The sequence below is a fragment of the Mycobacterium venezuelense genome, from assembly GCF_054919535.1.
Genome location: NZ_JBONDW010000003.1, coordinates 345,859 through 361,434, shown reverse-complemented (window position 1 = coordinate 361,434; position 15,576 = coordinate 345,859). Strand labels below are relative to the sequence as shown.

Sequence of the window (15,576 nt, the reverse complement as noted above, 5' to 3'; positions counted from 1 at the left end):
CGTAGTCTCACTCGGCCGCCGGCTCTGGGCCGAAGCGGAATCGGCGGCCGGTGACGCGAATCGGCGAGATCCGCACGACATGGGTCTTGGCCGTTGCCGTCCAGGGCAGCAGCTGGGCTTTCGCGGCGTCTTCCATCTCCTCGTCGGTGTGCAGCGTCCGTGCGATGCCCCGAACGATCACACTCCAGCCTTCCACCGCGTTGTGGTCGTCGGCCTCGAACAGCACATGGTTGTTGATGGCTGCGCTGATCAGCTTCGTGCCCTCCGCGGTGCGGAACAGGATCGCGCGGTTGTGCACCGCGAAGTTGACCGGGAAGATGTGCGCCTCGTTGTCGACGGTCGTGACGATTCGCCCCAGCGCCGCACTTCCCAGCAGGCCCCAACTCGCCGATTCGGACAGGATCGTGATCGGCTCAGCGCGCGTTGACATTCCGGCTCCCGAAACGGTTTCGATGGTGTAGCTCATATCCGCGACACTATGTCGTGGCAGAGCCCGCCAACATGGGCGAAACACCCTGACCGTTAGGGACCAAAGACCCTACGGTCCTGGCGATCGCGGCCGCATCCTGCGGCATGTCCGCGCGCTGCCCTAGTGGTCGTGGCGATCCAGCTTCGACGCGAACACCGCGGCCTGTGTGCGGCGCTCCATGCCGAGCTTCGCCAGCAGACGCGACACGTAGTTCTTGACGGTCTTCTCGGCAAGGAACATCCTGGCCGCGATCTGCTTGTTGGTCAGCCCTTCCCCGAGCAGGTCCAGCAGCACCCGCTCCTGTTGTGTCAGCCCCGACAGCGGATCGGACCGTTCGGCGTCGCCGCGCAGCTTGGCCATCAGCGCCGCCGCCGCCCGGTTGTCCAGCAACGAGCGGCCCGCACCGACGTCCTTGATCGCCTGCGCGAGCTCCATGCCTTTGATGTCCTTGACGACGTATCCGCTTGCGCCGGCCAGGATCGCGTCGAGCATTGCCTCGTCGGAGGTGAACGATGTCAGCATCAGGCACCGCAGATCGGGCATCCGGGACAACAGATCTCGGCACAGCTCGATCCCGTTGCCGTCGGGGAGCCGGACGTCGAGCACCGCGACGTCCGGCTTCAACGCAGGCACCCGGGCCAGCGCCTGGGACACCGAATCCGCTTCCCCGATCACGTCGAGTTCCGGGTCGGCGCCGAGGAGGTCGATCAGCCCCCGGCGCACCACCTCGTGGTCGTCGACGAGAAATACCCGGATCATCTCCCGAGTCTCACAACCGCGGCGGTCGATCGCAAGTGAGCAGCGAGCAGTCGGTGTCGGCCAACTCTTTGACGCGGCCATGTTCGGCGCCGACGACCACGAGCTGCACCAAGTCGCGGTGTGCCTCCAGATACTCGAGTGTGCTGCCGTCGCCGGCAACAGTCTGGACGGTCAGGTCCGGGTAGCGCCGACGCCAGCGCGTGAGCCTGCGGTCGAGTTGGGCCTGGGCCAGCCGATTTCGATCGTCGCGCGCAGTCGCGTCGTACATGTCGCTGAAGCGGTGCTGCCATGTCGTCATGACGCACAGCGGTGCGCCGCGCAGCCGCGCCTCGTCAACACCGGCCTGCAGCGCGGTGGTGCTCGACGGCCTGCCGTCGAACTCGACCAGGATTCCGCCGTTTCCGCAGCTGGGTGTCCGAACCACGGCCACGGGACAGTGCGCCGCGCTGGTGAGCGCCGACGCCGTCGAGCCGATGCGGCCGTGCCCGGCATCGTCGCGGCCGGTTGCGCCGACACACAGCATCGCGGCGGACCGCGACGCCTCGACCAGTACGTCAATCGGCTTGTCCTGCACCACTTCCAGCTCGATCTTGACGGGCTGCTCGGTGGCCTCCACCGCCGTGAAGGCCTGCCGGATGGCGAGCTCGGCCGTCGCCAGCGCGCGGGCCGCGGACTCGTGGTCGGTGCCGTTGTCGGCCGGGTCTATGGCGCAGACCAGGCGCAACGGAATGTCGCGGCTGACAGCCTCTTTGACCGCCCAGATAGCGGCATCCAATGCGCTTGGCGATCCGTCGATCCCGACAACCACCACATGTGCAGTCGACATGTTGATCTCCTAGGCGAAGGTGAGGAAGGCTTCGACGGGCCGGCGCGGTGTGGGTGGCGGCACGTCTTCCAGCGCGGGAGCGAGCCCGATCCGGATGAGCACCTGCGGGCAGGCATCCCGGTTGATCAATCTGCCGATGATGTCGCGGCTCGCGTGCAGCTCGGTCACATGCGTCACCGGGCAGCTACCCAGTCCGGCGAGCGTGCATTCCAACAGCGCCGTCGACAACGCCTCGCCTGCGTCCAGCGCATCTTCGCGGCTGTAGCCGTCGGTGGATAGCACCACGATCGTCGCGGAGTCGTCGCTGACGCCGGCGCGGCGCTGGCTGTGCGCGGTGACCGGGAAGGCTCGCGACAACCCGACCCGCTCGCTTTCCTCGGCGGACACCAACGAACTCTGCGGGATACCGTCTTCGGTCGCGAATGGCGTTGTCCACCAAGCGAGTTCGGCGTGATAGGCAGAGTCGTAGAGGCGCAACGACTCCGTCAGCGCGGCCGCCTCGGCCAGCTCCGGCCGGTCGTCGTCACCGAGTACATCGAGGTGCACGGGCCCGTCGGCAAGCCGGGCACGCAGCAGCGGCTCGAACGAATCCCAGTCGGCGTACGCGGCCATCGGCAGCCGGTCGGTGCGGCGGGCGAGGATCGCGTCGGCCCGCCGGCGATGCGCGTCCGTCACGAACTGCATCGGGCTGAACTGCACCGTCGCCAAGTGATCGGTGTTGTTCGGGTTGGGGAACCGCTCGACGGAGGTCGCCCAGCCGGCGGCCGCCAACGCCACGCGCAGATGATCGAGCATCACCCCGCAGCTGATGATCGCCTCCCGCGACGAGCGGTCCGTCGATCGCACCACCCGGTTGGGGTCGAGGAACAGTTTCAAACCCTCACCGTCTGCCACCCAGCGCCACGGCTGGGTGTTGTGCAACGACGGCGCACGCGACGCCAATTGCACGGCGGCGGTGATGGTTGCGGTGTCGATCATGGTGTCGGGCATGCCACCAGCCTCGTCGCGCACGCCCGCGCAGGTTAGGGTCTTTGGTCCTCAACCTCGTGCGACGTGCGTCTCAGGCACCGTTGTTCGGGCCGCCGGAGTTGGCCCCTGGTATGTCGGTGATCGGGAAGTTCGGCATGGGCGCCGGTGACGGGGTGCTGGGCAGCGACGGGATGTCAGCCGGTGGGATGTCGGAGAGACCGTTGACGGGCGGGCCGTTCTCGCGGCTGCCGTAGGCGCTGCCGGGTTCCCGCTCGCCGAGCAGATGGCTGACCGTCACGAGGTGGTAGTCGTTGGCCCGCAGCACCGGTATGAACTGGTACACCAGATCGACCGTGGACGAGTAGGTGTCGTGGAACAACACCACCGAGCCGGGCTTGATCTGGGTCATCAGCATGTAGCGCGTGGCGGCCGTGTTGGAATCGTTGGCCCAGTCGAAGGGGATGACGTCCCAGTTGATGTCGGCCAAACCCTGCTTGCCGGCTTCGGCGAGTACCTGATCGTTGATCAGACCGCCCGCCGTGCGGACCAGCTTCGGCCGACTGCCCGTCGCGGCCACGATCGCGTCGTTGGCCTTGCTGAACTGTGCCGCGATGTCCTCGGGCGGGATCGTGGTCATGTTCGGGTGTTCCCAAGTGTGGCTGCCGATCTCCATGCCGGCGTCGGCGATCCGCTTGGCGCCGTCGGGGTTGGCCGCGACCTTGTTGCCGATCAGGAAGAACGTCGCCTTGGCGTCGTTGTCCTTGAGGATCTGCAGCAGACGGTCGGTGTAGGGACCGGGGCCGTCGTCGAACGTGAACGCGACGCACTTCTCGACCGCGCAATCGACGTCGTCGGCGCCGGCTTTCCTGACGTGTCCGGTGAGTGCGCCGATGACCAGCACCGCCACGGCGACGACGACACCGATGACGGTCCATCGCCACGCCTGCCGGTTAACGGTGCCTGCCACTCCGGCAGCCTACCGGCCGTGCGTTTTGTGCACCGTGACCGGCGGCCGGCGCCGGTCACGGTGCACAAATCACTCACGGCAGAGCGCCGGGGCTGATCTCCTCCAGCATCTCGGTCACCAACGCGGCGATCGGCGAGCGCTCGCTGCGCTGCAGCGTGATGTGCGCGAACAGCGGGTGGCCCTTGAGCTTTTCGATGACCGCGGCCACGCCGTCATGGCGGCCGACCCGCAGGTTGTCGCGCTGCGCGACGTCGTGAGTGAGCACCACCCGCGACCCCGCGCCGAGCCGCGACAGCACGGTGAGCAGCACGTTGCGCTCCAGGGACTGAGCCTCGTCGACGATCACGAACGAGTCGTGCAACGAGCGGCCCCGGATGTGGGTCAGCGGCAGGACTTCGAGCATGCCGCGTGACAGCACCTCTTCGAGAACGGCGGGGCTGGCGAGGCCTTCGAGGGTGTCGAAGACGGCCTGCGCCCACGGGCCCATCTTCTCGCTCTCGCTGCCCGGCAGGTAGCCGAGGTCTTGACCGCCGACGGCGTAGAGCGGCCGGAACACCACGACCTTGCGGTGGGTGCGCCGCTCCAGAACCGCTTCCAGGCCTGCGCACAGCGCGAGCGCCGATTTACCGGTGCCGGCCTTGCCGCCCAGTGACACGATGCCGACCGATTCGTCGAGCAGCAGGTCGAGGGCGACGCGTTGTTCGGCTGACCTTCCCCGGAGGCCGAACACTTCGCGATCACCGCGGACCAGCTGCACACGCTTGGCCGCATTGACCCGGCCGAGCGCATGCGAGTTACCGCCGAGCAGCCGAATACCGGTGTGGCACGGCAGGTCCCGCGCGTCCGCCAGATCGATTTCACCCTCGGCGAACAGCGTGTCGATGTCCTCGGCGGCGACGTCCATCTCGTCCATCCCGGTCCAGCCGGAGACGATGACGTCCTGTGCGTGGTACTCGTCGGCGGCGAGGCCAACCGCACCCGCCTTGACGCGCAGCGGGATGTCCTTGCTCACCAGCGTGACGTGCTTGCCCTCGGCGGCGAGATTGGCCGCGCAGGTCAGGATTCGGGAATCGTTGCTCTCGGTGCGAAAACCCGCGGGCAGCACCGACGGATCGCTGTGATTGAGCTCGACATGCAGCGTACCGCCTTGTGTCCCAACCGGAATCGGCTGATCCAGCCGTCCGTGTTCGAGCCGCAGATCGTCGAACATCCGCAGCGCCTGCCGGGCGAACCAACCCAGCTCGTGGTGATGCCGTTTGGCCTCGAGCTCGCTGATGACGACCAGCGGGACCACCACTTCATGCTCGGCGAAGCGGGTGCATGCCCAGGGATCGGACAGCAACACCGACGTGTCGAGCACATAGGTACGGACAGCGTTATCAGTCACGTGGCGCTCCTAGAACTCGCGCGGCCCCACCCGAGCTTCTCGGTGGACACTGCGGCACCAGGACCGGGGCCGGTCCTCTCGTGATCGAAACGATCGGTACCGCCCGGACAGCAGAGCATGTCGCTAGCCATCGGATTCGACGCTACTCCCGCCACGGCGGGGTTGCTGGCTGGCGCGCCGGATGTTTGGCGCCCGGCGCGTTACGTGTTCGTGAACTCCTGGAGCTGGGGTTCGCCCGCCAGGCCCCATGCCGCGATGCGGTCGGCGATGACGGTGCGCAGCGCGGCTTTGTCGAAGATGCCCGTCTCAGCCACGAGTGCGACCTTGTCCTGGTAGGCGTCGATGTCCGCGCCGATCACGTCGAGCTCGGCCGCGCGCGCGGCGATCGCCGCGACGGTCTCGTCGCGGTGGGTGCCCAGCAGATGGGTCACCAGGTTGGCGAAGAACTCCTCGTGGCGCTCCTCGTCCGCGGCGATACGGCCCATCAGCGCGTTCAGCACGGGTTCGGCGACCTGCGCCTGGAGGTTGCGGCAGTAGACCGCGTGCGACCGCTCGAAGAACGCCATGAAGACCAGCGTCTCGATCTGGCTGTAGGTGTCGGCGCGGTAGCCCTTCATCACGTGCTCGACGCGCACGTCCTCGTTGGCGGTCGGGTCGATCTCGCGCGTGACGACGAGGTAGTTGCGCAGCGCGACGGCATGCAGGTGCTCCTCGGCGGTCCACCGGCCGAGGAAGCGGCCCCACTTCTCTTCGAGAATGAAGTGCTCGACGAGCTCGCGGTGGTAGCCGGCCAGGTTGTCCTTGGTGATCAGCAGGATCTCCAAGGCGTCGGTGATGTTCTTCGGCAACGTCACCTGCGACGGATCCCAGTCCTTGCCACCGAGGAATGCGAAGTTCTCTCCCTGGTCGAACGGCACGTAATCGTGTGCGTACCAGAGGTCCTCGGTGTCCAGGTGGCGACGCAGTTCGGCGTTGACAACCGGCTCGAGCTCGAGGGTCAGCGCGTTAGGGACAGGTTTCTGTGCCATGAAAGTAACTGTAACCCGAGTTCACACATTTCTCGAAATCGGGTCGGGCGTGTCACCTGTTGTGCAGCTGCCAGTCCTCCAAGCCGTCGTACAGCGGGAACTGCCGCGCCAGGCGCGTGACCCGGCCCCGCAACGCAGCGACGTCGGCCGAGGCGCCCTGCGCCAGCGCGGCACCGATGATGTCGGCGACCTCGGTGAACTCGATGTCGCCGAATCCACGCGTCGCCAATGCGGACGTGCCGATCCGCACGCCGGATGTCACCATCGGCGGGCGCGGGTCGTTGGGGACGGCGTTGCGGTTGACCGTGATGCCGATCTCGTGCAGCAGGTCTTCGGCGGCCTTGCCGTCCAGCGGCGAGTTCCGCAGATCCACGAGCACCAGGTGCACGTCGGTGCCGCCCGTCACGACCGCGACACCGGACTTCGCGACGTCGTCGGCCAGCAACCGGTCGGCCAGGATGCGCGCGCCCGACAACGTGCGCTCCTGGCGGTCGGCGAACTCCGGCGTGCCCGCGATCTTGAACGTGATGGCCTTTCCCGCAACGACCTGCATGGCCGGCCCGCCCTGCGTGCCGGGGAACATCGCCGAGTTCAGCTGCTTGGCGAACTCCTTGCGGCCCAGGATCAGTCCCGAACGCGCGCCGCCGAGTGTCTTGTGCACCGTCGTCGACACCAGGTCGGCGTGCGGCACCGGGTTCGGATGCAGCCGCGCGGCCACCAGGCCGGCGAAATGCGCCATGTCGACCCACAGGTGCGCGCCGACCTCATCGGCGATCGAGCGGAACGCGGCGAAGTCGAGCGTGCGCGGATAGGCCGACCAGCCGGCGATGAGGACCTTGGGGCGGAACTCCAGCGCGCGTTCCCGCACGGCGTCCATGTCGATCAACCCGGTCGCGGCGTCGACGCCGTAGAAACCGGATTCGTAGACCTTGCCCGAGAAGTTGAGCTTCATGCCGTGGGTCAGGTGCCCGCCGTTGGCCAGGTCGAGACCCAGCAGCCGCTCCCCCGGCGCCATGAGCGCCGCGAGTACCGCGGCGTTGGCCTGCGCGCCGGAATGCGGCTGCACATTGGCGAATTCGGCCTCGAACAATGCCTTGGCGCGGTCGCGCGCGATGTTCTCGATGACGTCGACGTACTCACAGCCGCCGTAGTACCGCCGGCCGGGCAGACCCTCGGCGTACTTGTTGGTCAGGATGCTGCCCTGGGCTTGCAGCACCGAGCGCGGCGCGAAGTTCTCCGACGCGATCATTTCCAGCGTGTCGCGCTGGCGGCCCAGTTCCTTGTCGAGCAGCTCGGCGATGTCGGGGTCGACTTCGGCGAGCGATGCGGACATCACGGACGTGGCGAGGCTCGTTGAGGCTGTCACGAGGCCCGAGTCTGGCATACCTGGACGGGGTATTGGGGCCTACCCTGTCAGGTAGCTGTGAGTTCGCTGACAGCGGAGCTCAGAGCGTGAGACCCGGGTAGAGCGGGTTGGCCTCGAGCAGCTCGGCCGATGCTGCGTGGATGCGCTCCGCGGTGCCGTCGGCCAATTTGTACTTGGCTTTCGATGTCCCTTCGGCAGCCGTGTTGGATAGCACGTCGACGATCAGCTCGGCGACCCGGTCGAAGTCGTCGGCACCGAATCCGCGGCTCGTCAGCGCAGGCGTGCCGAGCCGGATGCCGCTGGTGTACCAGGCTCCATTGGGATCGGCCGGGACGGCGTTGCGGTTGGTGACGACGCCCGCGTCGAGCAGGGCCGACTCGGCCTGCCGTCCGGTCAGCCCGAACGAGCGCACGTCGAGCAGCACGATGTGGTTGTCGGTGCCGCCGGTGACCAGGCCCGCGTCGCGCTTGACGAATCCGTCGGCCAGCGCCTGGGCATTGTCGGCGACCTGCTGCGCGTAGGTCTGGAACGCGGGCTGGCGCGCCTCGGCCAGCGCGACGGCCTTGGCGGCCATCACGTGGCTCAGCGGCCCGCCCAACACCATCGGGCAGCCCTTGTCGACCGCGGGTGCGAATTCCTCGGTGGCCAGCACCATGCCGCCGCGCGGTCCGCGCAGCGACTTGTGCGTGGTCGTCGTGGTGACGTGGGCGTGCGGCACCGGATCCTCGTCGCCGGTGAACACCTTGCCCGCCACCAGACCCGCGAAGTGGGCCATGTCGACCATGAGCGTGGCGCCCACCTCGTCGGCGATCTCGCGCATCTTGGCGAAGTTCACCCGCCGCGGGTAGGCCGAGTAACCGGCGACCAGGATCAGCGGCTTGAACTCGCGGGCAGCGGCGGCGACCGCGTCATAGTCGAGGAACCCGGTCTCCGGATTGGTGCCGTAGCTGCGCTGATGGAACATCTTGCCCGAGATGTTGGGCCGGAAGCCGTGCGTCAGGTGGCCGCCGGCATCCAGCGACATGCCGAGCAGGCGCTGGTTGCCCAGCTTGTTGCGCAGGGTTTCCCAGTCCGCCTCGGACAGGTCGTTGACGTGCTTGGCACCGAGGTTCGCCAACTCGCGCGCCTCGACCTTGGTCGCCAGGATCGCCCAGAAGGCAACGAGATTGGCGTCGATGCCGGAGTGCGGCTGGACGTAGGCGTAGGGCGCGCCGAACAGTTCGCGGGCATGCTCGGCGGCCAGGGCCTCGACGGTGTCGACGTTCTGGCAGCCCGCGTAGAACCGGTGCCCGACGGTGCCCTCGGCGTACTTGTCGGAGAACCACGTGCCCATCGTGAGCAGCACGGCCGGCGACGCGTAGTTCTCACTCGCGATCAGCTTGAGCGAATCACGTTGGTCGGCAAGCTCTTTGCGCGTGGCAGCGGCGACCCGGGGTTCGACGGATTCGATGACCTGCAGCGCGGCCTGATACGCGGCGCTCGCGGTGTCGGCGTAATCGGCGCCCGAGGCGGCCGGAAAGGTGGATGTCGGGTCTGCTGCCATGCCTTTTAGCGTAGACGGGGCGATTGTGGGGGCTTCCCTGGGCCGTCAGCCGCGCAACGTCGACGGAATCAGCGGCTCGTCGAGCAGCCGGCCGAACCGCTGCGTCAGCGATTCGTCGGCCGGGCGCGCATCGAGCCATGCCCGCAGCAGCCGGTAGCCCTCGATGTAGGTGCTCGTGTAGGCGCGCCACAGCGGCGAGGACAGAAACCGCAGCATCTGCCGGGCGCGCTCGTCGTTGACCAGCAGCCATCGCTTGAGAAATGCAACGACGTCGTCGACGTCGCGATGCTCGTCGTGCAGCATCAGCGCGGCGTCCTGACGCACGTCGGCGAGCCCGGCTACGGCCTCCGACACCGCTTCGGCGCGTTCGCCGTCGAATCGCAACCCGAGGTCGGCGTAGATCTCGGACGCCCAGGCACCCCAGCCGGGCCCGATCGCGGCGTACAGCGCGAGATCGGCCAGCCCTTCGGCCATCAGGCATTGCGGGGTGTTGACGAGGAAGATCGTCTGTTCGAGCTGGCCGTCACGGGCCACCAGACCGGCTTCTTTGCGGCAGTGTTCGGTGTGGTGGCCCGGGTAGGACTCGTGCGCGACGAGCCTGGGCAGGTTGGCCATCTGTTGTTTGAGGTCGGCGTTGACCGCGACGGTCGACTTGTAGTCGCCGAGGTAGTAGTTGAACCCCGACCACGGTTTGTCGGTGACGACCTCGTAGGTGATGGTCTCGGTGTCGGGGAGCGGATACTCGGCCCGCACGCGGTCCCGCAGCGCCGAGGAGAACGCGTGGATGCACTCCTCGAGTCGCTCGGGCGGGATCTCGTCGCCCGTGCGGTGGGCCTGGATGCGGTCGGCCAGCGGACCGCTACCGCCCAGCGCCTCGTCCAGTTTGGCGTGTGCCTGCCGGTAGCGCTCGGGGTCACCCTTGGCGATCCGCACGTCGAAGTACGCGTCGACCTCGTCGACGAATCCGACGTCTTCGCCGGCGAACTTGCGGCCCGCACAGTTCAGTGCGCGCAGGTGCGCGGCGATGTAGGCGGCCCGGTCGCGGTCGAGGTCGTCGGGGATCTGGCCGAGCAGCCGATCGGCCTGGCGGGCGAGGTCAGCCGGGTCGGGCGCGGGTTCGTTCTCGACGGCGCGACGCATCGCGGGATCGCCGGTGAAGGAGTCGACGTAGCCTTCCTCGACCCGGTCGAAGCGCAAACCGAGCAGCAGATATTCACGGACGAAGCTGTCGGCACCGGTTGTGCTGTTCACCCGAATGTCCATCCCGTTAGGCATGCCCTCAACCGTAAATGCAAGACTGGCCGAATGCCGCGGCCAAGCGAGCCGAGCCCCTATGTGGAGTTCGACCGAAGTCAATGGCGTTCGTTGCGCATGTCGACCCCGCTCAAACTCACCGAAGACGAGCTGGTGCGACTGCGCGGTATGGGTGAGAAGCTCGACCTTCTCGAGGTCGAAGAGGTCTACCTGCCGCTGGCCCGATTGATCCACTTGCAGGTGGCCGCCCGGCAGCGGCTGTTCGCCGCCACCGCGGAGTTTCTCGGTGAGCCGCAGCAGAATCCGGACCGTCCGGTGCCGTTCGTCATCGGCGTCGCGGGCAGTGTGGCCGTCGGCAAGTCCACGACCGCGCGTGTGCTGCAGGCGCTGCTGGCTCGTTGGGAGCACCATCCGCGCGTCGACCTCGTGACCACCGACGGGTTTCTCTATCCGAATCGCGAGCTGAACCGCCGGAACCTGATGCACCGCAAGGGCTTCCCGGAAAGCTATGACCGGCGCGGGCTGATGCGGTTCGTGACCGCGGTGAAGTCGGGTTCCGACGAGGTCAGCGCGCCGGTGTATTCACACCTGCTCTACGACATCGTGCCGGACGAGCACCAGGTGGTGCGCCACCCCGACATCCTCATCCTGGAGGGCCTCAACGTCTTGCAGACGGGTCCGGCGCTGATGGTGTCGGATCTGTTCGATTTCTCGGTGTACGTCGACGCCCGCATCGAAGACATCGAGAATTGGTACATCTCCCGGTTCCTGACGATGCGGTCGACGGCGTTCGCCGACCCGGCGTCACACTTCCATCACTATGCGACGCTGACCGACGAGCAGGCCGTGTTCGCCGCACGCGACATCTGGCATTCGATCAACCGGCCCAACCTGATCGAGAACATCCTGCCGACCCGGCCGCGCGCAACCCTGGTGCTGCGCAAGGATGCCGATCACGCGATCAACCGGCTGCGGCTGCGGAAGTTGTAGTCTCACCGGAATTCAGCGGCCCGCATCGCACATCGAATCGATCCCGCACGGTGTCGAGGCTGCGGCGCAGGTGTTCGCGTTCGCGACCGTGTATGCGCATGAACCTCAATGCGCCTGCGGTGCGACGCGCCCACGGATACCAGCGGTCGTAGTCAAGGCCGCATTCGCCGAACACCTTGGCCGGCATGGCATCGGCCATGAGCCCGAGGTTGTACTGGGCGAGGGCGAACAGCGTGTAGGGCAGCACCGACTTGTGCTTGTCCCACAGTTCTTGCATGTCGACCTCGTAGAGCGGCAGTTCGGCGAGCATGTCCAGAAACATCGCGTGCGTGAGGAAATATCCCATGTACGACGTCAAATGCATTGTGGCCGAACGAGGCTGGATCGACAGCACCGAACCACCTGCTGAGACATACGGCTCGTAGGGGTGGTCACCCTTCGTCAGGTAGCCGGTGCAGTTCACGATCCAGCTCCCCTCCTGGAGCGTTTTCGTTGCGCCGCTGCGGAATACCGCCTCGGTGGATCCGTTGCGGTCCACGACGTCATCGAGGTGGTCCATGATCACGTCGTTGAGGCCGGCCGAGATCGCCTTGTTCTCGGTCTCGGAGAGCACACCCAGCAGGAAGTTGCCGGTGTGCGGCGTCAACCACGTGCCGTATCTCGTGCGGAACCAGTCGGCGAGTTCCAGCTCGTTGGTCCCGTCGAACTCCCGGCACATGTCGATGGCCATACTGCTGAGCAACGTGCTGCCCATCCACCGCCGGGCGCCCGTGGGAAAGAATTTCTCCCTGCTCGCGAAGAACGTGCCCGAGCCGGCCACCAGATTCACCTCGCGACCGGGGTAGGCCGTGATGAGCGCGTGGGCGGTGTCCATCGCCGTCTTGCCGCCACCGATCAGCCACACGGGGGTATCGCTGTCGCGCATCGGACCGCTCCGCACGTCGCAGTAGTCGGGTGACACCGAATGGACGCGCTCGCTCGACACCTCAAGCGGCTCGTTCGGCATCACCCGGATGCCGTACGCCTTGATCAACCGTGCGGCCTCGATGACCCGGATTCCGCCGTCGGGTGCGCGGCAAGTTATGCGCACGTTGCCGCCCGTCTCCACCTCCGACTGCAGATCCCACCCGTACCGTTCGTCGACGGTCACCCGCTTCTTGATCTCGTGAAGACAGTGCTGGAAGTGGCCGAGCACCTCGTCCTTCGTGGCGAGGTAGGACGGTTCGCGGCCCAGCGTCCACTTGATGTTGCCCGCCGTGAACATCGGATGTGGTTGATGCAGCCGGACATAGGAATACGTGTCGTTCCACATCCCCCCGACGCGAGCCCGGCGGTCGATCAGGATCACTTTCTGATCGCGGCCCAGGTACCGGCTCGCGGCGAACAGTGCGTTGAGCCCGGCGATACCGGCCCCGACGATGCACACGTCGCAGGTGTCGACCTGGGTCGGGTCTGATGTTGCTTGCGGGGTCACGGCAACCTCCTCGGAACGGCTGCTGCCAAGTGTCGTCGCGCGGGCCGGGAAAACAGTAGGTAGTCGACTACCCCAATTACGCGAGCGGCGTCACCCGTGCCATGGGTGACGCCGCATCGCGGACGGCGCGGATCAGGCCTTGATGCGTCGTACGCCGACGTACTGCCACTCCGCCATCACCGCGGTGTAGATACCGGTGGCGATCACCACCACGACGCCTGCGGCGGTCAACGACATGGTGACGGCGGCGACGATCGCGATCACCGTGCACAGCGCGTTGGCGATCACGGTGCCGATACCGGCCGGGCGTACCTGCTCGATCGCGGCGAGCGCGAATACGACGACTCCGTAGACGACCGAGAAGATCCCGACCCCGTACTCGACGGACTTCGGCAGACCGGTGAGCTCCGAGAACCATCCGGCCGCGGCCAGCAGTGCGATGCCGCTGATGCCGACGAGGACGGCGTCGACCCGCATGGCCAGGCGCAGCAGTGAATCGGTGCCGGTGGTGGCGGCGGTGATGGCGGTCATGATTCTCCTTCTGGTGGTGGTGTTTTCCTGACGGATGAGCACGGTGCGGGGGGCGCCGTAACCTCTTGCGGCGACACCCCGCACCGGCTCGGTAGGGAGTCACGCCAGACGGCGCACTCCGCGGTACTGAAGCCAGGCCAGTGCGGCCGTGGCGGCGACGAAACTCAGCACCAGGTCGGCGCCGACCTCGGTCAGCGGCAACCAGTCGGCGAGGATCGCGGTCACCGTCGTGACCGCGAAGACGACATTGCCGACGACGACGGCGACGCCCACCTTGCGGATGTCGGGCAGCGCGGCCAGCACATAGAGCAACGCTCCATAGCCGACGAGCGCGGCGCCGCCGATCCAGCCCGCGGTCGCGGACAGGCCGGAGATCCCGGCGAGCGGATCGGCCGCCATCGCGACGAGCAGACCGACGCCCGCGCACAGCGTGGCGTCGGCGCGCAGCGCGAACCGCAGCAGTGAGTCGGTGGAATCGGACAGTGGCGGGGTGACGACGGCGGTCATGTCAGCTCCTCGGCGATGAGGCGATGTTCGAACGCTTCCGAACACCTCAAACACTGCTCACGAGGCACTGCCAGATCCACGCCAGACACTGCCAAGCACTGCCAGCCGCAGGTCAGGCGTATTCCGACGGCTATCGACCTGCGGGGCCCACCGCTGGGGCCAGGTTGCCGCGCAGGTCCGCGGCGATCACTTTGGCCGCGGCGTTCTGCCAGTTGTGCAGTGAGCGCTGCGGCACCTCGGTCACGAACCACTGCCAGGCCTGCCGGGCGACCGGATCGAGCCCGGCGGCGGTGGCGTTCTGGGCGTAGGCCCGCACGCCGACGACATACGGGAAGTACAGCGAGTTGTAGTGGCGCCATTCCTCGGTGGTGCCGAAGTCGCCGCCGTCGCGGGGTTTGAGCGCTGCGATGCGGTCGGCGAGCAACGCCTTGAGTTCGTTGGCGCGCTCCAGTGGCTGATCGGGTGCGCCGCGCTCGGCAAGGCGCGCATCGATGGCGGGCAGTGCGGTCAACGGGCTCGCGACGAGTTTGGACAGGTCGGCGTAATGGCCGAGGGCGCGACGCGTGAGCCGCGCGAAGGCCTCGTCGTCGATGTCATCGAGCGGGCTGCCCGAACGCAACGGCAGTGCGGCCTCGGTCTGTCGCAGTGCCTCGCGATCGGCACGCAGGTCCGGCGAACGTGAGAAGGCCAGGCGGTCGAACACGCCCGCCAGCGGGCCGGCAAGCACTTCGACGGCCACGGCGACCGCCAGGCTGGTGAACAGCAGTACCGTCATCGCGACGCGCCCGTCGCCGGACGCCAGCACCGCGAGTCCGATCAAGGCCTGGGCGCCGAACGGCACGGCGATCACAAGCGTGCCGATGACGGACCGGCGCATATCGGCGCGCAGGGCCTGGCCTTCGTCGAAGGCGTCCCAGATCGCGACCGCGATGCCAAGCAAGGCGACGTCGAAACCGGTGGACGCCAACGCCAGCCAGCTCGGCACCAAACCGAGCGGGATGACCAGGATGGCGTTGCCCAGCGCGAAGAACAGCGTCGCGACGATGATGAAGCCCACGACCGAACCGGGCTTGGCTCCGCCGAGGACGGCCTTGACCATGGCCCCGAGCGCGGACAGGGATATGACGGCGAACATCACCCAGTGCCCGGTGCGGAGCGGACCGTCGACGCTGCCCGCCATGGCGGCTCCGGCCAGCGCGAGCACGGCGACGGCGAAGATCGCCGCGATCTCACCGGCCCGTGCGCGCCAGGTGTCGCGGGGACGTGCCAGCTCGACCATCACCGCGAACCAGGCGATGCCCGGCAACGCGACCAGGTAGATCTCGATGCGGCTGAGCAGTTCCGAACCCGCGGTGACGCGGACGGCATCGAGTGCGACGACGGCGGCGAAACTCGTGAGCCCGATAGCGGCGAACACCAGCACGGGTTTGCGTGGGTCGCGGGCCAGCAGGTACAGACCCAACCACCAGCTGAGTGTGAAGACCACCGCCGACAGCGCAGCCATCT

The 15,576-nt window shown here is 67.2% G+C and carries 15 protein-coding genes; 1 reads left to right on the top strand and 14 read right to left on the bottom strand.

The genetic code is table 11. The annotated features are described in order from the left end of the window. Positions 1–7: 7 nt before the first annotated feature. From ACRCUN_RS06990 to ACRCUN_RS06945, 10 genes are all read right to left on the bottom strand, one after another. Positions 8–430 (bottom strand): pyridoxamine 5'-phosphate oxidase family protein, encoded by a 423-nt coding sequence (locus tag ACRCUN_RS06990; protein WP_462140977.1) that lies wholly within the window; start codon positions 428–430, stop codon positions 8–10. 159 nt (positions 431–589) lie between these two features. Further along, complete coding sequence (dosR, locus tag ACRCUN_RS06985; RefSeq protein ID WP_462140898.1) at positions 590–1,228, bottom strand: hypoxia response regulator transcription factor DosR/DevR; 639 nt, start codon at positions 1,226–1,228, stop codon at positions 590–592. Positions 1,229–1,238: 10 nt separating this feature from the next. After that, a complete protein-coding gene (locus tag ACRCUN_RS06980; RefSeq protein WP_462140897.1) occupies positions 1,239–2,054 on the bottom strand; it encodes a universal stress protein in 816 nt (271 codons plus the stop codon). Between the two features lie 9 nt (positions 2,055–2,063). Continuing rightward, entirely contained in the window at positions 2,064–3,044 is a 981-nt protein-coding gene (locus ACRCUN_RS06975) for an Acg family FMN-binding oxidoreductase (protein ID WP_462140976.1), read from the bottom strand. Between the two features lie 70 nt (positions 3,045–3,114). Next, a complete protein-coding gene (locus ACRCUN_RS06970; RefSeq protein WP_462140896.1) occupies positions 3,115–3,990 on the bottom strand; it encodes a polysaccharide deacetylase family protein in 876 nt (291 codons plus the stop codon). A 73-nt stretch (positions 3,991–4,063) separates the two neighbouring features. After that, positions 4,064–5,377 (bottom strand): RNA 5'-3' helicase PhoH2, encoded by a 1,314-nt coding sequence (locus ACRCUN_RS06965; protein WP_462140895.1) that lies wholly within the window; start codon positions 5,375–5,377, stop codon positions 4,064–4,066. 200 nt (positions 5,378–5,577) lie between these two features. Then, on the bottom strand, positions 5,578–6,405 hold the full coding sequence (locus ACRCUN_RS06960) for an acyl-ACP desaturase (protein ID WP_462140894.1): 828 nt from the start codon (positions 6,403–6,405) through the stop codon (positions 5,578–5,580). Positions 6,406–6,457: 52 nt separating this feature from the next. Further along, complete coding sequence (gene glyA, locus ACRCUN_RS06955) at positions 6,458–7,738, bottom strand: serine hydroxymethyltransferase (protein WP_462140975.1); 1,281 nt, start codon at positions 7,736–7,738, stop codon at positions 6,458–6,460. Between the two features lie 112 nt (positions 7,739–7,850). Continuing rightward, entirely contained in the window at positions 7,851–9,314 is a 1,464-nt protein-coding gene (locus tag ACRCUN_RS06950; RefSeq protein WP_462140893.1) for a glycine hydroxymethyltransferase, read from the bottom strand. Positions 9,315–9,359: 45 nt separating this feature from the next. After that, positions 9,360–10,589: a DUF885 domain-containing protein gene (locus tag ACRCUN_RS06945; RefSeq protein ID WP_462140892.1), complete on the bottom strand. Its 1,230-nt coding sequence runs from the start codon at positions 10,587–10,589 to the stop codon at positions 9,360–9,362. 30 nt (positions 10,590–10,619) lie between these two features. Here ACRCUN_RS06945 and coaA point away from each other — a divergent pair, with 30 nt between their 5' ends. Beyond that, positions 10,620–11,558 carry a type I pantothenate kinase gene (coaA, locus tag ACRCUN_RS06940; RefSeq protein WP_067844656.1) on the top strand — a complete coding sequence of 313 codons (939 nt, stop codon included), beginning with the start codon at positions 10,620–10,622 and terminating at the stop codon, positions 11,556–11,558. Here coaA and ACRCUN_RS06935 read toward each other — a convergent pair. The 4 genes from ACRCUN_RS06935 to ACRCUN_RS06920 form a co-directional block, all read right to left on the bottom strand. Continuing rightward, the gene (locus ACRCUN_RS06935; protein WP_462140891.1) at positions 11,530–13,032 is read right to left on the bottom strand and encodes an FAD-dependent oxidoreductase; all 1,503 of its coding nucleotides are present in this window, start codon (positions 13,030–13,032) and stop codon (positions 11,530–11,532) included. The two genes, coaA and ACRCUN_RS06935, sit on opposite strands and share 29 nt — an antisense overlap. Before the next feature lie 132 nt (positions 13,033–13,164). Beyond that, entirely contained in the window at positions 13,165–13,563 is a 399-nt protein-coding gene (locus ACRCUN_RS06930; protein ID WP_462140890.1) for a hypothetical protein, read from the bottom strand. 99 nt (positions 13,564–13,662) lie between these two features. Further along, positions 13,663–14,070 carry a hypothetical protein gene (locus ACRCUN_RS06925; RefSeq protein ID WP_462140889.1) on the bottom strand — a complete coding sequence of 136 codons (408 nt, stop codon included), beginning with the start codon at positions 14,068–14,070 and terminating at the stop codon, positions 13,663–13,665. Positions 14,071–14,200: 130 nt separating this feature from the next. Continuing rightward, positions 14,201–15,574: a hypothetical protein gene (locus ACRCUN_RS06920; protein ID WP_462140888.1), complete on the bottom strand. Its 1,374-nt coding sequence runs from the start codon at positions 15,572–15,574 to the stop codon at positions 14,201–14,203. Positions 15,575–15,576 lie beyond the last annotated feature (2 nt).